Source organism: Luteimonas sp. A611, from assembly GCF_054072715.1.
In genome coordinates, this window is the sequence record NZ_JBSVRP010000008.1 from 1 (window position 1) to 21,559 (window position 21,559).

Below are 21,559 nucleotides of genomic sequence, written 5' to 3' on the forward strand. Positions count from 1 at the left end.
GGCGGCGGCGGCGGCGGCGGCGGCGGCCGGGCGGCCGGGCGGCCGGGCGGCCGGGCGGCGAGGCGGCGAGGCGGCGAGGCGGCGAGGCGGCGCCCGGCGCGCGATGGCGGGGCGGCAGCGCGATGACGGGGCGGACGCCAGGCCCCGCCAGCGTCGCGCGCCGGCGGGAGTGGCCGGCGGGATGGCGGCGATGCGGACGCTCAGTCGGTGGACAGCTCGGTGCGGATCCTGTCCAGGGCCTGGCAGAAGCGCCGCAGATCGTTGCCCAGCAGGGTCCGCAAGCGCGCCTCGTGGACCTCGTGCGCGGCGTCCGCCGACTCGACCAGGGCCTCGCCCTTGGCCGTCAGATGCAGCGCATAGGAGCGCTTGTCGATACGGCTGCGACGGCGCTCAAGCCATCCGCGCTTCTTCAGCTCGGCCACCAGCAGCACGAGGTTGGGTCGCTTGATCTCCAGCGTTTCGCCCAGTCGCTGCTGCCGCATGCCCGGATTGGTCGCCACCAGCTTCAAGGCCGAATAGTGCCCCGGCCGCAGGTCGAACGGGCGGAATGCCTGGACGAAGTTGCGGAACACGGCCACCTGGGCCATCCGCAGCTTGAATCCGATGTGCGCCTGGACCGGTCCGACATCCACAACGTCGAGCAGCCCCGTGTCCGCGACTTCCTTCCTTCCGCCCTGCTTCTTGGCCGCCACGTATTCCTCCGGGGTGTTTGTTATATGATATATCGATATTGCGGTACACCGATCCGTGGAGAGACTATGCAAGCATCCGTCGCGGCACGCCAGATCGCGCAGGTGAACCCCGCCCTGCATGCGCCGCCGACGCTGGCCGCGATGCTGGCCGATTCGGTCGCCCGCGCGCCCGAGCGCACCGCTCTGGTCATCGGCGGGCGCGAGATGAGCTACCGCGAACTGGGACAGCGCGCGGTGCGGCTCGCCGCGCAGCTGCAGCAGCGCCTGCCGCGCGGCGCGATCGTGGCCGCACCGCTGTCCAACAGTGCCGAGTGCCTGGTGTGTTCGTTCGCCGCGTTCATCGCGGGGATGCGCTACACGCCCCTCAATCCCTTCTATGGCCGTAGCGAGCTCGCCACGCTGTTCGCCACGCAGGCCCCCGACATCATCGTGCACAACGCCGCCAGCGCGGCGGTGGCAGCCGACCTGGCCGCCGATACCGCCGGCGCGACGCTGTTTCTCCTGGATGCAGCAGAAGCCCTCGACGATGCGCACGCCGATCCGGCGGCGGCGATCCTCGCCGCGTGCTCGGACCTGTCCGGCGAGGACCCGGCCCTGCTGATCTTCACCGGCGGCAGCACCGGTCTGTCCAAGGCGGTGGAGCACAGCCATGCCGGACTGCTGTTCTCGATCCGCGCGCATTGCACCGGCTGGGAGCTGCGCTACGACGTCGAACGCGTGCTCGACGTGGCCCCGCTGTTCCACATCTGGGGCCTGGGCTTTGCGATGCTCGCGCCGATCTACCTGCGCTCGACCCTGATCCTGCTGCCGCGCTACCAGCCCGAGCAGGTGCTGCAGGAACTCTCGCGCCAGCGTGCCACGGTGTTCGCAGGCGGGCCGGCGCCGATCTACGCCGGCCTCCTGGCCTCGCCCGAATTCGCCTCGGCCGACCTGGGCCACCTGACCCTGGCGCTCACCGGCGGCGCGCCCTGCCCGCAGCCGCTGCGCGAGGCGTGGATGGACCGGGTCGGCACTCCGCTGCTCGAAGGCTGGGGCATGTCCGAAGGTGCACCGTTGGTGTTCAACTGGCGCGCCCGCGCGCAGCGTCCGCTGTCGGTGGGTCATCCGGCGCCGGGGATCGAACTCAAGCTGGTCGACATCCTCGATCCTGCGCGCACGGTCGCTAGTGGCGAAACGGGCGAGGCCTGTGTGCGCGGGCCGCAGGTCATGCGCGGCTACCGCCTGCAGGAAAACGCCGCCGAGAGCGGCCTGGATCCGGACGGCTGGCTGCATACCGGCGACATCGGTTACACCGATGAAGACGGCTACCTGTACCTAGTCGATCGCAGGAAGGAGATGATCCTCGTCGGTGGCTACAACGTGTATCCCCGACAGGTGGAGGACCACATGCGCCAGCATCCGCAGGTGCGCGATGTCGCCGTGGTCGCGATCGCCGATGATCGCCTGGGCGAGAGCCCGTATGCGTTCGTGGTCACGCACGAAGGACAGAGGATCGACGTCGACGCGCTGCTGGCGTGGTGCGAACAGTCGCTGGTCAAGTACAAGCGTCCGGTCGGCATCCAGGTCCTGGACGAGTTGCCGCGCACCGGCGCGAACAAGCTCGACAAGCGCGGCCTGCGCGCCTTGCTCCAGCTCCCGCGCCCCTGACCGGCCGACAGGGCCGGACCGGCGGGTCCAGGATCAAGCCGGCTTGGGTCGCAAGCACTGGCCGACGATCGCGGTGATCAGGATGCAGGTGTTGGTGACGATGAACACCCAGTTGCCCAGCATCACGCTGTAGGCGATGAAGCCGATCGAGGCCAGGATCTGGCCGATGAACAGCCAGCGCGAGACGCCGGCGCCGCCGTCGGCGACCTGCTTGCGGATCTGGCGGATGAGGGTGGCAAGCAGGATCGCAGACGCGACCCAGCCGATGATGTCCGGGTTCATGCGACTGCCGCCGCACGCGGGACGGGCGGAAGTTCGCCGTGCGCGTGGGTGGCGGCCGCAGCGGCCTGGCCGACCGCCACCGAGATCTGGTTGAGTCCGCCGACGATGTCGCCGATGGCGTACAGGCCCGGCGTATCGGTCTGCTGGTGGCAGTCGACGATGATCTCGCCCGTGGGTGTGCGGGTGATCGCGAGCCCGCCCGCCGGTACCGAGGTGGTGAAGCCGAGGAAGGAATACACCGTGTCGAACTCGACCGCGCCCGCGTCGCTGCGATAGCGGCAACGCGCACCGTCGAACTCGAGTTCGCCGCCGCCCAGCCAGCGCACGCCGGCCGCGCGCGCAGCCGCGCCGTCCTCGCCGCCATCGCCGCCGTCGCGCGGCAACGCCGAGACGTTGGCCGAGAACGTGCGCAGGAACTTTGCGTGCGCGCCGATGTCGGCGCTGTCGCCGAACACGCCGATGTGGCGGTCGTTGACCTCGAACGCATCGCAGATCGGGCACAACCGCAGCGCGCCGCAGGCCAGCGCCTGTTCGGCCCATTCTCCGGGCAGGCGGTCGCGCAGGCCGGTGGCGATCATGACCATGCGTGCGGTCCAGGTGCGTTCGCCCGAGTACAGGGTGAAGCCGCCCCCGTCGCCCGGCTCACGTGTGATCTTCTCCACGTGCATCGGCTCGAACGGCACCTCCGCGTCATTGGCCTGCTTGTGCAGCCGCCGCAGCAGTTCGTCACCGGAGATGCCGCCCGGGAAGCCCGGGCAGTTGTTGCTTTCGGGTATCCAGCGCGCGCGGCTTTGGCCTGCATCGAACACCAGGCACGATCGGTGGAAACGCTGCAGGTAGACGGCGGCGGTGAGCCCTGCGGGGCCGCCGCCCACGATGGCCACGTCGATCATGCGCTGCATCCGTCCGTCGCATCCAGGGGCGGACACCTTAGGCAGCGCAGGCGTCAAGGGCGCGAGAAGCCTGGCGGTCGAAGCGCACGCCGACCACCTCATGCCCGTGCCGGGTCGCGCGGCGGATCAGGTGATCCCGAGGGAGGGGGCAGCCGTGCGATTGGTGTTTTCGCGATGCTTCATCGATGTCCAGCCGGGCATGCCGTGGAAAACCAGCACGTAGTCGGCGGCATATTCGAAGCGCGCGATGGCCTCGGGCGTCATGCCGCGCTCGATCGTGCGGATGCCCTGCTCAAGGTAATCCCAGAAGCGCACGTCGTCTTCGATCGAGAGGCAACGGTGCAGCAGGTCGCGGAAGAGTTCGAGCGAAACGGGGTCTTCGTGTTCGTAGGCAATCGGGAAGCCGCCGGTGTCCCCGCCGTCTTGCGAAAAAGTATGCGTGTCCATGTGGGCCTGGGTCTTGAAGTTCTGTCGGCCGGCGAGATCGGCCCGCTTGTTCTACGCCGCGCAAGGTGCAGGCGTCGTCAAGGGGAAATGCGCCGCTGAACGTGCGGCTGGGCCGTTCATTTTCCGTCGCCCGCTCCCGCAACCCGCCGCCAGTTCATTGATCGGGCGCGCGGAGGCCGTTACGCAGTTCTCGATCATCCGCTGCGCAATCACCGCGGCCGCGTCGCTGTTCGCCCCTGTAGGAGCGGCTTCAGCCGCGACATGCCGATCAGGTAGACACGCCGCTACGGCCACGCATTCGCCCTGCAAGCCCAGCCTCAAAGCTTCGCACTGAAGCCGCCCTGCAAGCGCCCGCAGGTCCGGTCAGTCGATCGGACGTGCCCAGCGCCTGTAGCTTGCGCCGATATCCTCGCGGATTCGCGGATGCAGCTTGGTACCGAGCTCGAGCTCGAGCTGCTCGGCCACGCTTTCCCAGCCGGCGCCGGCAGCGTCGAGCCAGGCATCGACCAGGGTACGGCAGGCGCGTCCGCTGGCGCGTGCGAGCGCGCAGGCGTAATAGACATCGCCCGGGCGCATGCCGCCCGCGGTCAGCGCCTCGTCCAGCAGCGGGCGCGGCGCTTCGAGGTAGCGCACGATCTCGTCGATGAAGGCATCGCGATGACGCGCCGCGTAGGCATCCATGTCGCGCAGCCGCGCGTCGATCCAGTCGTCGCCGGTACCCGCTTCCAGCGCCTCGTCGGAAGACTCCTGCGCGGAACCTGCGCCCTCCTGCGCGACGGCCACGCCTGAGGCCAGCGCGCAGGCCAGGGTCGCAGCGAGGACGAGTCGGATCGTTTGCACGCGGCGCGCCATGTCAGCCCGCGAGTGCCGTCGGCGCCGCGGACGCAATGAGCTCGCGCAGCGCCTGCGGCAGTTGCGCGGCGCTGGCCACCTGGCGCAGGCGCGGGTGGCCGGAGACGTCGTCGGCTTCGTTCTCGTGCGCCCAGGTCAGGTGGTAGGGCACGTGCACGCCCCAGCCGCCAAGGCGCAGCACCGGCACGATGTCCGATCGCAGCGAATTGCCCACCATCACGAAACGGTCGGCGGGAATCCCGAATTCATCGAGCAGGCGCGCGTAGGTGTCCACGTCCTTCTCGCTGACGATCTCGATGCGGCGGAACAGCGCGGCCAGGCCGCTGTCGCGCACCTTCGCCTCCTGGTGGAACAGGTCGCCCTTGGTGATCAGCACCACGGCGTGCTCGGCCGCGACCGCCTCCACAGCTTCGCGCACGCCCGGCAGCAGCTCCACGGGGTGGCGCAGCATGTCCTTGGCGATCTGCACGATGCGGTGTAGGTCGCGCGCGGGGATGCGGCCATCGGTGATGTCGACCGCGGCCTCGACCATGGACAGCGCCATGCCCTTCACGCCATAGCCGAACACCGCGATGTTGCCCTTCTCCACCGCATACAGGCGATCGCGCAGGCTGCTGTCGCCGAGGTCGACGTGACGCCCGACGATGCGTTCGAATTCTTCCTGCGCGGCGTGGAAGTAGTCCTCGCTGCGCCACAGGGTGTCGTCGGCGTCGAAGCCGACCATGTCGATCACTGTCATGGCGGCAGTATATGTCCGCGCAAAAGACATCGGCGGCCCGGAGGACGCCGATGCAGGTCCGTCAATGCGGACGGAATGGCCGATGCGTCAGTCGGTGCCGCCCGACGCCTCCGGCTGTGCCGCGTTGTTGCGGGCGACGAAGGCCTTGTACTCGTCCGGCGTCAGTTCACCGTTGGCGTCGGAATCGGCGTCGCCGAACACCTGCGAGAGCGACTGCAGGCCGCCGGCCTCGGTCTGGCTGAGGGTGCCGTTACCGTCGACGTCGAGGTCGGCCCAGGTCAGCGGCTTCTGCTCGGCGGCGGGCGCGGTGGACTGGGTCGGATCGGTCGGCGGCGCCTGCGTGGTCGGTGCCGTCGCGTCCTGGGCAAAGGCGGCCGGGATGGCGAGGGCGGCGCCCAGCGCGATCAGCGCGGACAGGGGTTTGCGTGCATTCTTCATTCGCTATATCTCCGTGGGGGAATCGAAGTGTGGCGCGGGGCTGCACGTCGATGACGACCGCTTCCGCACGGGGCACACCTTGCCCGCGCGCCATGAAGACCGATGCATGGACGGAGTTAAGAGGACGTTTGCCGCGGGCAGGCGTTCAGGTCGATCAGCCGCGCGCAGGACATGCCGTCCAGCGCAGGCCTTGGCCGCACGGGCGCTATCATGCCCCGACCCGAATTCACGGCCAGGAGCCTCCGATGCATCGACCCGCATTGACCACCACCCTGCTCTCCATGGCGCTGCTCGCCGCCTGCGGTGCCGGCAACGGCAACGCACCTGCAACATCGGTCGAGGCCACGGCGGGCGCGGCACAGGTGGCGGATGCCGCCCCCCGCGAGTCCCGCGAGATCGGGCCGTTCACCGCCCAGACCATCGCCTCGTTCAACGAACCCTGGGCGCTGTCCTTCCTGCCCGACGGTCGCCTGCTGGTCAGCGAACGGCCCGGCGCGTTGAAGCTGGTGGACGTGGCCAGCGGCCGCGCCGGCGACATCGGCGGCGTGCCCGAGGTGGTCTACGGCGGCCAGGGCGGCTTCGGCGACGTGGTGCCGCATCCGCAGTTCGCCGACAACGGCCTGGTCTACGTCAGCTACGCCGAGAAGGGCGACGGCGACACCGCCGGCGCCGCGGTCGCGCGTGCGCGGCTGGTGACCGACGAGGCCGGCGGCGGCAGCCTCGAAGGCCTCGAGGTGATCTGGCGCCAGGTGCCCAAGGTCACCGGCGGCGGACACTACGCGCACCGCATCGTGTTCCACGACGGCAAGCTGTGGATCTCCTCGGGCGACCGGCAGAAGTTCGATCCTGCGCAGGACATGCAGTCCAGCATGGGCAAGGTGCTGCGCCTGGAGGACGACGGCAGCGCGCCATCCGACAATCCCTTCGCCGGACAGGGCGAGGTTGCCGCGCAGGTGTGGTCGCTGGGCCACCGCAACCCGCTGGGTCTGGCCTTCGACGCCAGCGGCCAGCCCTGGGACATCGAGATGGGCCCGAAGGGCGGCGACGAGCTCAACCGGGTCGAGCGCGGCGCCAACTACGGCTACCCGATTGTCTCCAACGGCGACCACTATGACGGCCGCCCGATCCCCGACCACGACACGCGCCCGGAATTCAACGCGCCCGCGATCACCTGGACGCCGGTGATCTCGCCTTCGAGCCTGGTGTTCTATTCGGGCGAGCTGTTCCCTTCGTTTCAGGGCAATGCATTCGCCGGTGGGCTGTCGTCGCAGTCGCTGGTGCGCATCGAGTTCGACGGAGAGGCTGCGCGCGAGGCCGAGCGCTATGCCATGGGTGCGCGCATCCGCGGCGTGCGCCAGGGCCCGGACGGCGCGCTGTGGGTGATCGAGGACGGCAAGGACGGACGCCTGCTGCGGCTGACGCCGAAGGGCTGAGGGTTTTTGATCGCGTTTGCGGCCGGCTATTGCGCCGGCCGCTGCGGACGGATGCCCATCGCCTCGCGATAGCGTGCGTGCAGGGCCTGGACCTTGACGATGTAGGACTGCGTTTCCGCATACGGCGGCACGCCACCGTGGCGCTGCACCGCGCCGATGCCGGCGTTGTAGGCGGCAAGCACGAGCGTGCGGTCGTCGCGATAGCGGCGCATCAGGCTGCGCAGGTGGCGCGCGCCGGCGCGGATCGACTGCGCGGCATCGAAGGGATCGGCCACGCCATATTCGGCCGCGGTTTCGGGCATCAGCTGCATCACGCCCTGCGCGCCCTTGGGCGAAAGCGCCTCGGCATCGAATCCACTCTCGGCATGCGCCACCGCGCGCAGCCACGCATCCTCCACGCCGGTGGCCTTGGCGGCGGCCTTGAACTCGACGGCGAACGGCGCCAGCTGCGGCTCGCCGACGCGGCCGAGGCCTTCATGCGCGGGCTCGCCCGGCGGCGTGACAGCGGTGAATCGCAGGTAGACGCGTGAGCCGGGCAGGTTGCGCGTGCTGTAGACGAGCTTGCCGTCCTGCTCGCGCTCGTACAGCGTGCCGCTGAACACGCCCATCGAACCCCACAGGTTGGGCGTCTGCACTGCGTTGTCGTCGATCTGCCGGGCCTCGCATTTGGAGCCCGGCTCGGGCGCCGTGGCGAGGCTGACGGTGCCCTCGCGCACACAGCGGTAGACGGTGCGCGCCTCGGCCTGGGGCATGGCCAGCGCCAAGGCAAGGAGTGCGGGGATCGCGCGCGCCAGGATCCATCGCGACCGGCCCGCCCCCATCCCTGCCCTTCCCCCGCGGGCGGGGGAAGGGTTCAACGCGGGGCGGGATGCGTCCATATTGTGCGGCGCGTGCCGCGCCACAACTCAGGACGCGATTTCGATGCCGTCGGCGGTGATGCGGTATTCCACCGGATCGACGGCGACGCCGCTGGCGCTGTCGGCGCCCAGGTGTTCGACCTGCTCGGGCGTGAGCTGCTTGCGGGTCAGCACGCCGTGCACCACGGCCGTGCCGGTGGTGTCCCCGGGGATGTGGAAATCGTGCTGGCCGAACATCACGCGGGCGGCCTTGCCGTCATCCTCGAGCATCATCCAGCAGCCCTTGGCCTGGCAGACCTCGGTGATGCGCCCGCTGAAGTGCTGCGGGCGCTCGGCGTGGGCGTCGAAGGCGTTGATCGCCTGCGAGACTGGCACGGCGTCGCCAGCCGGGAGCGCCTTGCCGTAGGACGTGGATGTGGGCGTGGCCGCGCCAGCGGCAGCGGCGGACAGCAGCAGGAGCAGGGTCGGCAGCAGGCGCATGGCGCGCTCCTTCGGATCAAGGGCGGCCACGATAGCGCGAAGGCTGCGGCACTGGCGTTAGCATGCGGGTCCACCTGTTGCAGGAACGCGAACGTGTCTGACTGGTCCCACCTGATCCGCGACGTGCCCGACTTCCCCAAGCCCGGCATCACGTTCAGGGACATCACCCCGGTGCTGGCCGATGCGCGCGCGTTCGCCGCGGCGGTGGCGGCGATGGCGGCGCCCTGGCGCAACGCGCCGCCCGATGCGGTGGCGGGCATCGAATCACGCGGCTTCATCCTCGGCGCGGCGCTGGCGCTTGAACTCGGCTGCGGCTTCGTGCCGGTGCGCAAGCCGGGCAAGCTGCCCGGGCGGACGCTGTCGGAAGGCTATCGTCTGGAATACGGCAGCGACCGGCTCGAGGTCCACGTCGACGCGGTGCCGCCGGGTACGCGCGTACTGGTGGTCGACGACGTGCTTGCCACCGGCGGTACCCTGCGCGCGGCCACCGCACTGCTGCGCCGGCAGGGCGCGCAGGTGATCGGTGCGGACGTGCTGGTCGAACTGGTGCCGCTGCGCGGTCGCGACCAGTGGGACGATGCGGTGACGCTGCGGGCTGCGCTGGTGATGTGAGGCGGCGCTGGGGGTTCATGCAGCCCTGCACCCGCTGCCACCGCGCAGCATCACCACAGGCACCGTGTTCCATCGCCGGAACGGCGTCGCGCCGTAGAATGCCCATCCGCCGCATGCACGCGGCACCCCACTCTCCCCCCGGTTCCCGATGCGCGCTTCCCCTGCACCGGCCGGCCCCGCGTCCGCGTCACCGCTCGCCATCGTCCTGGCGCTTTCGGCGGTGTACCTGGTCTGGGGTTCGACCTATCTCGCCATCCGTTTTGCGCTGGAAGGCGGCTGGCCGCCGCTGTTGATGGGCGGCGTGCGCTTCGTGATCGCGGGTTCGTTCCTGTACACGGTGCTGCGCCTGCGCGGCATGCCCGCACCAACCCGCATGCAGTGGCGCAACGCGGCCTTCGTCGGCGTGCTGCTGCTTGCGGTGGGCAATGGCCTGGTGTGCGTGGCCGAGCAGACCGTGTCCTCAGGCCTGGCCGCGGTGGCGGTCGCCTCGATGCCGCTGTGGATGGCGCTGTTCGCGGCGCTGCGCGGCGAGCGGCCCCGGCGGGTGGAATGGCTGGGCCTGGCGATCGGCTTTGCCGGCGTGGCCTGGCTCAATGCCGGCAGCAGCCTGAGCGCCACGCCCGGCGGGCTGGTGGCGCTGCTGGTGGCGGCGGTGGCCTGGGCCTACGGCTCGGTCTGGAGCCGCGGGCGCGACCTGCCCAGCCCGTTCATGGGCGCGGCCGCGCAGATGCTGTGCGGCGGCGTGGTGATGCTGGTGGTCGGGTTGGCGCTGGGTGAGCGCTTTGACGGCTGGCCTGACGCGCGCGGCCTGCTTTCGGTCGGCTACCTGGCCAGCATCGGTTCGCTGGTCGGCTTCAGCGCCTACATCTGGCTGCTGCACCACGTGCGCCCGGCGCTGGCCGGCAGCTATGCCTACGTCAATCCGGTGATCGCGGTACTGCTGGGCGCGTGGCTGGCCGGCGAGCGCTTCGGCGCGCAGGACATCGGCGCGATGGGCGTCGTGCTGCTGGGCGTGGTCGCGATCACGCTGGCGAGGTCGCGCAGGCCGGCTCCCACCGTGCCGCCCGCAGGCGCGAAGGCATGAGTCCGGCTGTGCTGGACCGCCGCGGCCTGTGGATCGCGGTGGCCGCCTTCGTGATCTGGGGGCTGATGCCGCTGTACTGGCACCTGCTGCGCGAGGTGCCGTCGCTGCAGATCGTGCTGCACCGCGCGGTGTGGTGCGCGGTGCTGGTCGCTGCGTGGCTGACGTTGCGCGAGGGCCGAGGCTGGCTGCGCGCGGTGATCGTGCAGCCGCGGCTGGCGGGCATGCTGGCGCTGTCGGGCACGCTGATCGCGTTCAACTGGGGCCTGTACGTGTGGGCGGTCAACAGCGGGCACGTGATCGAGGCCAGCCTGGGCTACTTCATCAATCCGCTGCTCAACGTGCTGATCGGCGTGGTGTTCCTGCGCGAGCGGCTGTCGCGCGCGCAGTGGATCGCGGTGGCGCTGGCCGGCGGCGGGGTGGCCTGGCTGACCGCAGGCTACGGCCGCTTTCCGTGGATCGCGCTGTGCCTGGCAGGCTCGTTCGCGCTGTATGGCGTGATCCGCAAGTTCGCCGCGGTCGAGGCGGTGCGCGGGCTCGGGGTCGAGAACATGTTCGTGTTCGTGCCGGCGCTGGCGCTGCTGGCCTGGATCGAACTCGGCGGCAACGGCGGTTTCTTCTCGCTGCGCTGGGGCGGCTGGACCGACGTGCTGCTGGTGCTGGGCGGCGCGCTGACCGCGATCCCGCTGATCTTCTTCGCCTATGCGGTGCGGCGCGTGCCGCTGAGCGTGGTCGGCCTGCTGCAGTACCTGGGGCCGACGATTCAGCTGCTGCTGGGCGTGTTCTTCTTCGGCGAGGCGTTTGGCATCGATCGTGCCGCAGGCTTCGCCTTCATCTGGGCCGGGCTTGCGATCTTCGCCATCGACGGCGTGCGCTCCGCGCGCCGGCGGATCGTCGCGCAGCAGGCGTAGGCGCCCGGTCTACGTCCGGGCCTTTGCGTCAGGACGCATGTGCGAACGCCGGCCCGGCGAGCGCCAGTGGCGGCGGGCAGAAGCGATGCGGGCTGGCGTTGTCGAGCCAGTCGATCACCGTCGGCGCCAGCAGGTCCAGGCGCATCGGCAGGCTGATGTGGTCCTCGCCGGGCACCTCGATGTAGTGCGCGCGCGGCGCGGCCTCGGCCAGCGCACGGCCATGCGCGACCGGCACGTGGGCATCGTCGCTGCCATGCAGCAGCAGCACGCAGGCCGGCACGGCGGCCAGCGCAGCGCCGACATCGACGCGATCCAGCGACAGCTCCAGGGTCTGCCCGGCGCTGTCGATCGCACGCTCCAGCGCCGCGTCGTCCAGCTGCCAGCGCAGCCAGCGATGGCTGAACTGCTGGGCGAACGTCTCCGGCGCCTTGTGCAGCATGTGCGGCACCATGTCGCGGATCGCACCGGCCGCGTTGTCGAACGATTCCAGCGCCACCACGGTCGCGACCTGCGCGCCCAGCTCGCGCGCGCCGAAGATCGCAGTCGCCGCGCCATACGACACGCCCATCAGGTGCAGCGGGCCGACGATCTCGCCGCGCGCGCGCAGCGCCGCCACTACGTCGGCCACGTCGCGCGCCTCGCGCAGGCCGTAGCCCGAGGGGGCGGTGCCGGAGCGACCGTGGTTGCGCAGGTCCAGGCTGATCGTGCGATAGCCGGCCTGCGCCAGCTGCAGCGACCAGGGCAGCAGCGAGCCGCCGTCCATCATCCAGCCGTGCAGCAGCAGCACGGTGCCGCGTGGCGCGGTCGCGGCCTGCGGCGTGGAGAAATCCAGCTCGAAATCCATGTGCTGGGTGTCGCCGGCGCTGTAGGCGTAATCGAGCCGGTAATCGCCCGGATCGAGCGCGCGCCAGAACAGCGGCACGCCATCTGCGTTGCGCACGAAACCTTCGCGATGCGGCAGCCGCGCCAGCGCCTCGTCGATGCGCTGCACCGGCAGCAGCGGCGACGTCGCGCCGGGCGCCACCAGCTGCGCGCCCAGTGCACGAGCGCCGTCGGGCGAAGCAAAGCCGACAAGCAGCAGGACGCAGCCACACAGGCAGAGCAGGAACAGGCGGCGCATCGCGACTCCTTCGCAGGGAAACGGTTGCAAAGGTTAGGGTCGCCGCGCGCCGCCATCTACCGCGCCCGTATGACAGGGTGATGACAGCGCGGCCTGCGTTCAGCATTAGAATCGCCGGTTCACCCCACGCAGCGCTCAGGCCCATGACTCCCTCGCACGTCCTTCCCCGCGGCAGCATCGTCGCGCTCGTCACGCCCATGCACGACGACGGCAGCGTCGACTACGACGCGCTGCGCGCGCTGGTCGACTGGCATGTCGAACAGGGCACCGACTGCATCGGCGTGGTCGGCACCACCGGCGAATCGCCGACGGTCGACGTGGACGAGCACTGCGAGATCATCCGCGTGACCGTCGAGCAGGCGGCCGGCCGCGTGCCGGTGATGGCCGGCTGCGGCGGCAACTCCACGCGCGAGGCGATCGCGCTGGCGCAGTTCGCGCGCGCGGTCGGCGCCGACAGCCAGCTGCAGGTGGTGCCCTACTACAACAAGCCCGGGCAGGAAGGCATGTACCTGCACTTCCGCGCCATCGCCGAGGCCACCGGCGAGCTGCCGATCGTGCTCTACAACGTGCCCGGCCGCTCCGCCGCAGACATGCAGCACGAGACGGTGCTGCGCCTTGCGCAGGTGCCGGGCATCGCCGGCATCAAGGAAGCCACCGGCAACATCGAGCGCGCGCAATGGCTGGTGCGTGACCGGCCCGAGGGCTTCCGCGTGTATTCGGGCGATGACGCCACCGCGGTCGCGCTGATGCTGTGCGGCGGCGACGGCAACGTCAGCGTCACCGCCAACGTCGCGCCGGGCCTGATGCACGAACTGTGCGTCGCCGCGCTGGCCGGCGACGTGGCACGCGCGATGCAGATCCAGCTGCGCCTGCTGCCGCTGCACCGGCAGCTGTTCATCGAGGCCAATCCGATCCCGGTGAAGTGGGCGCTGTCGCGCCTGGGCCGCTGCGGCGGCGCGCTGCGCCTGCCGATGACCGAACTCGATGCAGCGAACCGGCCGGCGGTGGAAACCGCGCTGCGAGAGGCGGGTGTGCTGGGCTAGTCCGGCGCCGATCCCGCTTTGGCTCCCTCCCCCGCCTGCGGGGGAGGGAGCAAAGCAGCCCTACATCGCCCGCAGCGCGTCCGTCACCGGAAGCGTGGCCGCGCGCAGCGCCGGGAACAGGCCGCCGACGAAGCCAATCGCAAGCGCCCACTTCAGACCCTCCCACAGCAGCCCGGCCGACACCCGGAACTCGAAGCTCAGGGTGGCCACGCCGCCTGCGATGGTCGACGCGGTATAGCCGTTGAACACCAGCCAGGCCAGCACGCCGCCGAGCAGGCCGCCAAGCAGGGCCAGCAGCATGGTCTCCAGCAGCACCGCCACCACCACCGGCATGCCGCGGAAGCCGATCGCGCGCAGGGTCGCGATCTCCCGCGCGCGCGATGCCACGGTGGCGAACATGGTATTGAGCGCACCGAACACCGCGCCGATCGCCATGATCGAACCGACCACGATACCGATGATGCGCAGCACCTTGGTCAGTCCTTCGGACTGCTTGGCGAAGTAGGCGGCGGTGGTGTCGGCCTCCACCTGCAGGCGCGGATCCGCCGCCAGGGTGGCCTTGAAAGCGTTGAAGGCGCCGGGGTCGGTCAGCTTGGCGAAGACCGAGGCGCGACTGCTGCCTCGGCGATAGGTCGACGCCACCACTTCGGCGTCGGCCCACATTTCCGAGGACATCGCGTCGCCGGATTCGAATACGCCAACCACGGTCCAGGCCTGGTTGCCGAGCTGCACCTGGCTGCCCGGATCGAGCCCCGCGAACTGGCGCTGCGCACCGGTGCCGACCACCAGCTCGCGACGTCCGGTCTCGAACCTGCGGCCCTCCACCAGCCGCAGGTTGGGCCGTACCGCGAAGGCCATCGCGCCGACGCCGCGCAGCGTCACACTGCCGTCCTCGCCGTCCCGGCGCGGCACGTTGGCCGAGACCACGAGCTCGGGCGAGGCCAGCGGGCGGCCCTCGGCGTCGCGCGCGATTTCCGGCGCGCGCTCGATGGCGCTGATCGCGTCGCGCGAGATCACCGACATCAACTCCGCCGACGAGCCGCCGCGCAGCACGATCGCGGTGTCCTCGCTGCCGCTGCTGTTGACCGTGTGCCGGTAGCCCTCGGCCATCGCCAGCAGCGCGACCAGCACCCCGACCACGCCGGCGATGCCGACCACGACCACCGACGATGCGCCCAGCCGCTGGCGCAGGGTGGCGACGCCCACCCAGGTGACCGACGCGGCCTGGCGGCCGGTTCGGGTGAAGGCCATCCACAGCGCAAACAGCACCGCAGCGCCGAGCAGCGCCTGCCAGGGCAGCAGGATCCAGGCGGCGAGGAAGATCGCGAGCAGGCCGAAGACCAGGCTGCCGCGCAGGAAGGATCGGATGAATGACATGGTCTGTCTCCTCTCAGCGGCCGGCCAGTGCATCGACGATGTTCAGGCGCATCGCCCGCAGCGCAGGCAGCGCACCCACCAGCAGGCCGATCACCACCATCAGCCCCAGTCCCAGCATCCAGCTTTCCCAGCCGATCGGCGGCAGGTTGATGGCGCCCTTGCTGGCCGCGCCCACGACCGGACCCAGCACCGCGGCGAGGCCGAGCCCGAGCGTGCCGCCGATCAGCACCAGCAGCACCGACTCGGCCAGCACCATGCCCAGCACGCTGGAACTGCTGAAACCGATGGTCTTGAGCACCGCCAGCTCGGAGGTGCGTTCGCGCACCGCCTGGGCCATGGTGTTGCCGGTCAGCAGCAGCAGGGTGAAGAACACCGCGCCCATGATCGAACCCACGATCAGGCCGATGTCCGCCATCTGCTTGAGCTGGGCCGCGAACGCGGCCTGCTCGTTCATGGTCTTGGTTTCGTGCGGCGAGTTGGCCGACAGCGCGTCGATGGCCTTGGCCGCCGCGTCGCTCCGGTTCACGTCGGACACGCGGCTGATGTACCAGCCCACGTTGTCGTCGACGTAGGGCGTGGCCTCCTCGAAGTACCCGTAGTGCATCAGGATCAGCGCCTCGGTGAAGCCGGCGCTCTTCTCGTCGCGCGCCTTGAGCACGCCGGCGATCTCGAACGCCCAGTTGAGGGTGCCGTCACTGTTGGGGAAGATCGTCGACTGCAGCGGGATGGTCTGCCCGACTTCCCAGCCGAAGCGCGTCATCATCTGCCGCCCGACCAGGATGCCGTTGCGCGTGGCCTTCCACTTCTCCAGCTGCGCAGGCTCGACCTCGGTCTCGGGATAGAGGTCGAGGTAATTGGGCGCCACCGCGAAGGTGAACAGCTGGTTGCGCGGGTTCTGGTACGCCCCGCCGAACCAGTTGGCCCAGGTCACCGCCTCGATGTTGTCGACCTGGCGGATGCGCGACTCCAGCGACAACGGCAGGGTTTCGACGATCGACAGCTTCGATGCCGTCTGCAGCCGCTGCGCGCCGTCCGCGTTCTGGCCCAGCTGGGCGAACGTGGAGCGGATGCCGTCGAGCATGCCGAACAGCAGGAACGCGGCGAGGATCGAGGCCAGCGTCAGGAAGGTGCGGCCCTTGCGCCGGAACAGCGCGGCCCAGATCAGGTGGAAGTATTTCATCGCTCGACTCCCTTTCCACATGTCGTCCCGAGCAAAGCGAGGGACCTTCTTTCCCCCGCCGTCGGAAAGGCAGAAGCAGATCCCTCGCGGAGCCTGTCCTGAGCGCAGCCGAAGAGCTCGGGATGACGGAAGTTCATGCCGCGTGTGCCTGGCTTTCGACCAGGCTGCCCTTGTCCAGATGCAGGGTGTGGCTGGCGTATTCGGCCGCCTTCGGATCGTGGGTGACCATCACGATGGTCTTGCCGTGCTCGCGGTTGAGCGTCTGCAGCAGGCCGAGGATGTCTTCGGCCGACTGGCGGTCGAGATCGCCGGTGGGCTCGTCGCAGATCAGCAGCTTGGGGTCGGACACGATCGCGCGCGCGATCGCCACGCGCTGCTGTTGCCCGCCCGAGAGCTCGCCTGGCTTGTGCGAGACCCGGTCGGACAGGCCCACCAGCTGCAGCGCGATCTGCGCATTGCGCTTGCGCTGCGCGCCGCCGAGACTGGTCAGCAGCAGCGGCAGTTCGACGTTTTTCTGCGCGCTCAGCGCCGGCATCAGGTTGTAGAACTGGAAGACGTAGCCGACGTTCTGGCTGCGCCAGTGCGAGAGCTTGCCACCGCCAAGCTGGTCGATGCGCTGGCCGTCGACCTCGATGCTGCCCGCGCTGGGCGAATCCAGCCCGCCAATGAGGTTCAGCAGGGTGGTCTTGCCGGAGCCGGACGGGCCCATCAGCGCAACGAAGTCGCCCTGTTCGATGTCCAGGTCGATGCCGTGCAGCACCTCCACCTTTTCCGGGCCACGCTGGTAGGTCTTGGTCAGGCTGCGGATCGATACCAGGGATGCCATGGCTTGCCTCGCTGTGGTGTCGTGGCCGGGATGCCCCGGCGAAGGTCATGCGATGCAGAGTGGTTCGCCGCATCGCGCGGGTTTGTCACGTGGAGCAACCGCAGGATCGAAAGTCGTTTTTGTCATCTCTCGCTGCGCTCGAGATGACAACAGAAACTCAAGTGACAACAGGAACGCGAAACAACAACAGAAGCCCGAACTGGCAGCGGACGCCAAGAGTTACGTTTGGCGTTGCCGTGCTTCATTCCTTACCCGTCGAAACCGCCGCGCCATCGGCCAGCTCCGCCGGTGGATCGACCACCACCGTCTCGCCCGGGGCCAGGCCCGAGACGACCTCGCGGTCCTCGCCCGCCTTGCCACCCGCCTCGACCTTGCGCAGCTCGACGATGTTGTCCGCGCCCACCACGAACACCGCGGCCGCGCCATTGCGCTGCACCACCGCCGCATCCGGCACGCGCACGCCGCGCCTGGGCTCGCTGCCGGCCTCGGCCTCCTTTTCCAGGAAGCTCACGGTCACGCCCATGTCCGGCACGATCCGCGCATCCTTTTCCTTCAGCGCCACGCGCACCTTGACCGTGGCCTTGCCGCGATCGGCGGTGGGGATGATGGCGATGACCTCGGCCGGGATCTTCCAGTCCGGATAGGAGCTGAGCGTGGCCTCGACCGGCATCTTCGGCTGCACCCGGCCGATGTAGGCCTCGCCCACATCGACTTCGATCTCCAGCGAATCCATGTCGACGATGGTGCCGATGCCGGTGCGGGTGAAGCCGCCGCCGGCCGACAGCGGTGACACGATCTCGCCCGGCTGCGCGGCCTTGGCGATCACCACGCCCGAGAACGGCGCGCGCACCACGGTGTTGTCCACGCCGATCTCGGCGATGCGCAGGCCGTCAGCGGCGACATTCGCGTTGCGGCGCGCACTGTCCAGCTGCGCACGCAGCGCGTCGCGATCGGCGACGGCCTGGTCGTGCTGCGCCTTCGATACCAGCTGCTCGCCGACCAGTGCATCCAGGCGGCGCGCATTGGCCTCCGCTTCGGCCAGCTGCGCCTGCACCCGCGCGATGTCGCTGCGCGCCGCGCCCAGCTGCGAGGCGGACAGCGCGCGCTGCGCATCGGCATCGATGGGATCAAGCGTGGCCATCACCTGCCCTTCCTCGACCTGCATGCCCTCCTCGATCCGCACCTCGCGCACGCGTCCGGTGATCTTGGACGACACCGTGGCCATGCGCCTGGCCACCACGTAGCCCGAGGCATCGAGCACCGAAGCAGGTGCACTGCCCGCGGCGAGCGACACCGCCGTCGCGGTCTGCACCGGCAGCGCGCGCTCGCGGGCGAACAACCACCAGCCGGCGAGGGCGAGCAGGGCAATGACGACGACCGAAGCCACCGCGATCCACAGCCCCTTGCGCGAGGGCGGCGGGCCGGGCGAGCGGTCGATGCGGAGCTGGTTGAGCAGGTCGGCGTTGGTATTCATCGAAGGACAGGACGGAGGCCAGCGGCCATTGTGACCCAGTGATCGCGAGCAACGGCGGCCAGACTACCTGCCGCGGCCGGCGGCGGCTGCTGACAGCTGTCACATGCTTCGGCTGACGGCAGGCGATGTCACACCCGGGGCCGGGCCGACAGACTCCACTCCGGCCCCATGTCCCGAGAGTGCGCCCATGGCAACTGCAACACCACTCGCCGCACTGCGCGGCGCCAGCAAACGCTACGGCGACCAGATCGCGCTCGACGGACTCGACCTGTCGCTGCATGCCGGCCAGGTCACCTCGCTGCTCGGTGCAAATGGGGCCGGCAAGAGCACGGCGGTCGGCCTGCTGCTGGGCCTGCTCAAGGCCGATGCCGGCGAGGTGCGCGTGCTCGGCGACATGCCGGGCACGGCTGCGGTTCGACGCCAATGCGGCACGATGCTGCAGTCGGCCGGCATTCCCGAACGCCTGCGCGTCGGCGAGGTGCTGGCTCTGGTGCGCAGCGGCTACCCGCAGCCGCGCAGCGTGGACGAGTGCGTGGCCTTCGCAGGGCTGGAGGGGCTGCTCGGCCGGCGCTATGGCGCACTGTCGGGCGGCCAGCAGCGCCGCCTGCAGTTCGCCCTGGCCATCTGCGGACGGCCGCGACTGCTGTTCCTCGACGAGCCCACCACCGGCCTGGACATCGGCGCGCGCCAGGCGCTGTGGGCCTCCGTGCGGCAGCAGGTCGACGAGGGCTGCGCGGTGCTGCTGACCACGCATTATCTGGAGGAAGCCGAGGCGTTGTCGGACCGCGTGGCGGTCATCGACGCCGGCCGCCTGCTTGCCGAAGGCAGCGTGGACGAGATCCGCGCGCGGGTGTCGCTGCGCCGCATCCACTGCGTGTCCACGCTCGCGCCGTCCCGGGTGGCGCAATGGCCGGGCGTGCGCCAGGCGCTGCGCGAAGGCGGGGCACTCCGCATCGTGGCCGAGCCGGCCGAACCGGTGGTGCGCCAGCTGCTGGAGGCCGACCCCGGGCTGCGCGATCTCGAGATCCGCCGCGCCGGCCTGGCCGACGCCTTCCTCGCCCTGACCAGGCCCGACCAGGCGGAGGCCGCATGAACGCCATCTCCCACCCGCGCACGCAGGCGCCGTGGCGCCCCTACCTGTTCGAGATCCGATGCGAACTGCTGCGGATGCTGCGCGAGCCCGCGTACTGCGTGCCCGTCATCGTGTTTCCGGCGCTGTTCTACGTGCTGTTCGGCGTGCTGCTCAACCGCGGCAACCAGGCGGCCGCCGAGTATCTGCTGGCCAGCTATGGCGTGTTCGGGGTGATCGGCGCGGCGATGTTCGGGTTCGGCGTCACCATCGCCATGGACCGCGAACGCGGCTACCTGCGACTGCGCCGCGCCCTGCCCACACCGCCGGGCGCGCTGCTGCTGGCCAGGATGGTGATGGCGGCGCTGTTCGCGGTGATCATCAGCATCGTGCTGGCGCTGCTGGCGGTGACGCTGGCCGGTGTTTCGCTCGCGCCTGCGCAGTGGGCAGGCCTGCTCGCGGTGAACGTGCTGGGCGTGCTGCCTTTTGCCGCGATCGGCCTGTGGATCGGGACCCTGGTCGGCGGCAATGCGGCACCGGTCCTGCTCAATGCGCTGTACCTGCCGATGGCTTTCCTCGCCGGACTGTGGCTGCCGCTGTCGATGTTGCCGGAATGGATTGCGCGGATGGCGCCGGTCTGGCCGGCCTGGCACCTGGCCCAGCTGGCGCAGAAGGTGGTCGGCCACGACAGCGGCGGCGCTGCCTGGCTGCATGTGCTGGCGCTGGCGGCCGTGACCGGCGCATGCTTCGTGCTGGCGCAGCGTCGGCTGTCGGCGGCCGAATGAGCCGGGCGCCGTACGGCAGGGACCTCGACTGCGGGGCGGGGGTTTCAATCGAGCACCGATGCAGATGAGCGGGTTCCACCTTCCACGTCGCGTTGTCCTGCCCGGCTGGCTGCAGCCGCAGCCCGGCTCGCTTGCTGCGCTCGACCAGCGCATGGGCCGGTCGCCGTGGCTGGCGCTGGTGCACATGGTGTGGTCGGTGTGGGTGTTCCTCACGCCCGCCTTCGCCGGCGGAAGCTTTGGCTACAGCACGCAGTGGGCGTGGCTGACGCTGTTGTCGTATCCGCTGTTCGTGCTGCTCTACGTCCTGACGGTGGTGCAATCGCCACGCAGGGCCTACGCCTGCGCGCTTGGCCTGGTGGCGCTGTGCTTCGCGCTGCTGCCCTGGTACCCGTCGGGGCTGAGCTACTTCGTGTTCGGCTGCGTGATGCTGCAACCGCGGCGCGGCGGCCCGCTGGCAGGTTACCTAGTGGTACTGCTGGCGCTCAATGCGCTGCTGATGGCCTATGCGCTGCACATCGGCTACCCGTGGCAGGCGCTGGTGTGGATGCCCACGGTGACCGCGATCGTCGGCGTGCTGGTGGTGGTGGATCGCATGGGCATGGAGCGCGACGCCGCGCTGCGCCTGTCGCATGACGAAGTGCGGCGCCTGGCGTCGCTGGCGGAGCGCGAGCGCATCGGCCGCGACCTGCACGACCTGCTCGGGCATACCCTGTCGATGGTGGCGCTCAAGTCCGACCTCGCCGGCCGGCTGCTGGAACGCGATCCGGTCGCGGCGCGGCTGGAGATCGACGAGGTCAGCCGCGTGGCGCGCGATGCGCTGTCGCAGGTGCGGCGGGCGGTGAGCGGCATCCGCGCCGCGGGCATCGCCGCGGAACTGGCTTCGGCCAGGCTGCTGCTGGAAACCGACGGCATCGCCTTCGACTACCGCTTCGACGACGGCTTCACCGGCCATGCGTTGCCGGCCGGGGTCGAGTCCGCGCTGGCGATGACCGTGCGCGAGGCCGCCACCAACATCCAGCGCCACGCCCGCGCGCAGCGCGCGCAAGCCAGCTTCGGCATGGAGGCGGGCGAGGCGGTGCTGCGCATCGTCGACGACGGCCGCGGCGGCGCGATCGTGCCGGGCAATGGACTGTCGGGCATGCGCGAACGCATCAAGGGCGTGCGCGGCCGGCTGCAGATCGGCGCAGGCGAACATGGCGGTACCGCTATCGAAGCGCGCGTACCGCTGGCGGCGAATGACGACGTGGCCACCCCGCCGCAAGATCCCTCCGTGCCCCTGTAGGAGCGGCTTCAGCCGCGAACGGAAGTGACGCGACATCCG

The 21,559-nt window shown here is 70.1% G+C and carries 23 protein-coding genes; 9 read left to right on the forward strand and 14 right to left on the reverse strand.

What is annotated here, in order from left to right; translation table 11 throughout:
* Positions 1-200 precede the first annotated feature (200 nt).
* Positions 201-692 carry a MarR family winged helix-turn-helix transcriptional regulator gene (locus ACW5EG_RS16530; protein WP_457020111.1) on the reverse strand — a complete coding sequence of 164 codons (492 nt, stop codon included), beginning with the start codon at positions 690-692 and terminating at the stop codon, positions 201-203.
* A 66-nt stretch (positions 693-758) separates the two neighbouring features.
* Between ACW5EG_RS16530 and ACW5EG_RS16535 the strand changes: the two genes are divergently transcribed.
* Positions 759-2,339 carry a class I adenylate-forming enzyme family protein gene (locus ACW5EG_RS16535; RefSeq protein ID WP_457020112.1) on the forward strand — a complete coding sequence of 527 codons (1,581 nt, stop codon included), beginning with the start codon at positions 759-761 and terminating at the stop codon, positions 2,337-2,339.
* 33 nt (positions 2,340-2,372) lie between these two features.
* Here ACW5EG_RS16535 and ACW5EG_RS16540 read toward each other — a convergent pair whose 3' ends face one another.
* From ACW5EG_RS16540 to ACW5EG_RS16565, 6 genes are all read right to left on the reverse strand, one after another.
* Positions 2,373-2,621 (reverse strand): hypothetical protein, encoded by a 249-nt coding sequence (locus ACW5EG_RS16540; protein ID WP_457020113.1) that lies wholly within the window; start codon positions 2,619-2,621, stop codon positions 2,373-2,375.
* The gene (locus ACW5EG_RS16545) at positions 2,618-3,514 is read right to left on the reverse strand and encodes an NAD(P)/FAD-dependent oxidoreductase (RefSeq protein ID WP_457022391.1); all 897 of its coding nucleotides are present in this window, start codon (positions 3,512-3,514) and stop codon (positions 2,618-2,620) included. Before ACW5EG_RS16545 ends, ACW5EG_RS16540 begins: the two co-directional genes overlap by 4 nt.
* 126 nt (positions 3,515-3,640) lie before the next feature.
* On the reverse strand, positions 3,641-3,961 hold the full coding sequence (locus tag ACW5EG_RS16550) for a hypothetical protein (protein ID WP_457020116.1): 321 nt from the start codon (positions 3,959-3,961) through the stop codon (positions 3,641-3,643).
* Between the two features lie 363 nt (positions 3,962-4,324).
* Positions 4,325-4,801 (reverse strand): hypothetical protein, encoded by a 477-nt coding sequence (locus ACW5EG_RS16555; protein ID WP_457020118.1) that lies wholly within the window; start codon positions 4,799-4,801, stop codon positions 4,325-4,327.
* A 13-nt stretch (positions 4,802-4,814) separates the two neighbouring features.
* A complete protein-coding gene (locus ACW5EG_RS16560) occupies positions 4,815-5,552 on the reverse strand; it encodes an HAD family hydrolase (RefSeq protein ID WP_457020120.1) in 738 nt (245 codons plus the stop codon).
* A gap of 87 nt (positions 5,553-5,639) precedes the next feature.
* Positions 5,640-5,990 carry an EF-hand domain-containing protein gene (locus ACW5EG_RS16565; RefSeq protein WP_457020121.1) on the reverse strand — a complete coding sequence of 117 codons (351 nt, stop codon included), beginning with the start codon at positions 5,988-5,990 and terminating at the stop codon, positions 5,640-5,642.
* A 260-nt stretch (positions 5,991-6,250) separates the two neighbouring features.
* On the opposite strand from ACW5EG_RS16565, the gene ACW5EG_RS16570 reads away from it, so the two are divergent.
* Complete coding sequence (locus tag ACW5EG_RS16570; protein WP_457022421.1) at positions 6,251-7,423, forward strand: PQQ-dependent sugar dehydrogenase; 1,173 nt, start codon at positions 6,251-6,253, stop codon at positions 7,421-7,423.
* Positions 7,424-7,449: 26 nt separating this feature from the next.
* Here ACW5EG_RS16570 and ACW5EG_RS16575 read toward each other — a convergent pair whose 3' ends face one another.
* Positions 7,450-8,175, reverse strand: a complete 726-nt coding sequence (locus tag ACW5EG_RS16575) for a lytic transglycosylase domain-containing protein (RefSeq protein ID WP_457022392.1) — start codon at positions 8,173-8,175, stop codon at positions 7,450-7,452.
* A 153-nt stretch (positions 8,176-8,328) separates the two neighbouring features.
* Positions 8,329-8,760, reverse strand: coding sequence for a DUF4920 domain-containing protein (locus ACW5EG_RS16580; RefSeq protein WP_457020123.1), 432 nt, complete (start codon positions 8,758-8,760; stop codon positions 8,329-8,331).
* A 51-nt stretch (positions 8,761-8,811) separates the two neighbouring features.
* Here ACW5EG_RS16580 and ACW5EG_RS16585 point away from each other — a divergent pair, with 51 nt between their 5' ends.
* The 3 genes from ACW5EG_RS16585 (at position 8,812) to rarD (ending at position 11,364) form a co-directional block, all read left to right on the forward strand.
* Complete coding sequence (locus ACW5EG_RS16585) at positions 8,812-9,372, forward strand: adenine phosphoribosyltransferase (RefSeq protein ID WP_457020336.1); 561 nt, start codon at positions 8,812-8,814, stop codon at positions 9,370-9,372.
* A 148-nt stretch (positions 9,373-9,520) separates the two neighbouring features.
* A complete protein-coding gene (yedA, locus tag ACW5EG_RS16590) occupies positions 9,521-10,456 on the forward strand; it encodes a drug/metabolite exporter YedA (RefSeq protein WP_457020125.1) in 936 nt (311 codons plus the stop codon).
* On the forward strand, positions 10,453-11,364 hold the full coding sequence (gene rarD, locus ACW5EG_RS16595; protein WP_457022394.1) for an EamA family transporter RarD: 912 nt from the start codon (positions 10,453-10,455) through the stop codon (positions 11,362-11,364). Before yedA ends, rarD begins: the two co-directional genes overlap by 4 nt.
* A gap of 28 nt (positions 11,365-11,392) precedes the next feature.
* Here the strand turns inward: rarD and ACW5EG_RS16600 are convergent, their stop codons facing one another.
* A complete protein-coding gene (locus ACW5EG_RS16600) occupies positions 11,393-12,484 on the reverse strand; it encodes an alpha/beta fold hydrolase (protein WP_457020128.1) in 1,092 nt (363 codons plus the stop codon).
* A 143-nt stretch (positions 12,485-12,627) separates the two neighbouring features.
* Here ACW5EG_RS16600 and dapA point away from each other — a divergent pair, with 143 nt between their 5' ends.
* The gene (gene dapA, locus ACW5EG_RS16605; RefSeq protein ID WP_457020130.1) at positions 12,628-13,527 is read left to right on the forward strand and encodes a 4-hydroxy-tetrahydrodipicolinate synthase; all 900 of its coding nucleotides are present in this window, start codon (positions 12,628-12,630) and stop codon (positions 13,525-13,527) included.
* A 60-nt stretch (positions 13,528-13,587) separates the two neighbouring features.
* On the opposite strand, the gene ACW5EG_RS16610 is transcribed toward dapA, so the two are convergent.
* The 4 genes from ACW5EG_RS16610 to ACW5EG_RS16625 all read right to left on the reverse strand — a co-directional run bounded on the left by ACW5EG_RS16610 (position 13,588) and on the right by ACW5EG_RS16625 (position 18,384).
* Positions 13,588-14,904, reverse strand: coding sequence for an ABC transporter permease (locus ACW5EG_RS16610; protein WP_457022396.1), 1,317 nt, complete (start codon positions 14,902-14,904; stop codon positions 13,588-13,590).
* A 13-nt stretch (positions 14,905-14,917) separates the two neighbouring features.
* Positions 14,918-16,084 (reverse strand): ABC transporter permease, encoded by a 1,167-nt coding sequence (locus ACW5EG_RS16615; RefSeq protein ID WP_457022398.1) that lies wholly within the window; start codon positions 16,082-16,084, stop codon positions 14,918-14,920.
* A 133-nt stretch (positions 16,085-16,217) separates the two neighbouring features.
* Complete coding sequence (locus tag ACW5EG_RS16620; RefSeq protein ID WP_457020134.1) at positions 16,218-16,910, reverse strand: ABC transporter ATP-binding protein; 693 nt, start codon at positions 16,908-16,910, stop codon at positions 16,218-16,220.
* Positions 16,911-17,151: 241 nt separating this feature from the next.
* The gene (locus ACW5EG_RS16625; protein WP_457022400.1) at positions 17,152-18,384 is read right to left on the reverse strand and encodes an efflux RND transporter periplasmic adaptor subunit; all 1,233 of its coding nucleotides are present in this window, start codon (positions 18,382-18,384) and stop codon (positions 17,152-17,154) included.
* Positions 18,385-18,571: 187 nt separating this feature from the next.
* On the opposite strand from ACW5EG_RS16625, the gene ACW5EG_RS16630 reads away from it, so the two are divergent.
* From ACW5EG_RS16630 to ACW5EG_RS16640, 3 genes are all read left to right on the forward strand, one after another.
* The gene (locus tag ACW5EG_RS16630; RefSeq protein ID WP_457020136.1) at positions 18,572-19,477 is read left to right on the forward strand and encodes an ATP-binding cassette domain-containing protein; all 906 of its coding nucleotides are present in this window, start codon (positions 18,572-18,574) and stop codon (positions 19,475-19,477) included.
* Positions 19,474-20,238 carry an ABC transporter permease gene (locus tag ACW5EG_RS16635; protein ID WP_457020137.1) on the forward strand — a complete coding sequence of 255 codons (765 nt, stop codon included), beginning with the start codon at positions 19,474-19,476 and terminating at the stop codon, positions 20,236-20,238. The genes ACW5EG_RS16630 and ACW5EG_RS16635 overlap by 4 nt, the downstream gene beginning before the upstream one ends.
* A 64-nt stretch (positions 20,239-20,302) precedes the next feature.
* Positions 20,303-21,520: a sensor histidine kinase gene (locus ACW5EG_RS16640; protein WP_457022401.1), complete on the forward strand. Its 1,218-nt coding sequence runs from the start codon at positions 20,303-20,305 to the stop codon at positions 21,518-21,520.
* Positions 21,521-21,559 lie beyond the last annotated feature (39 nt).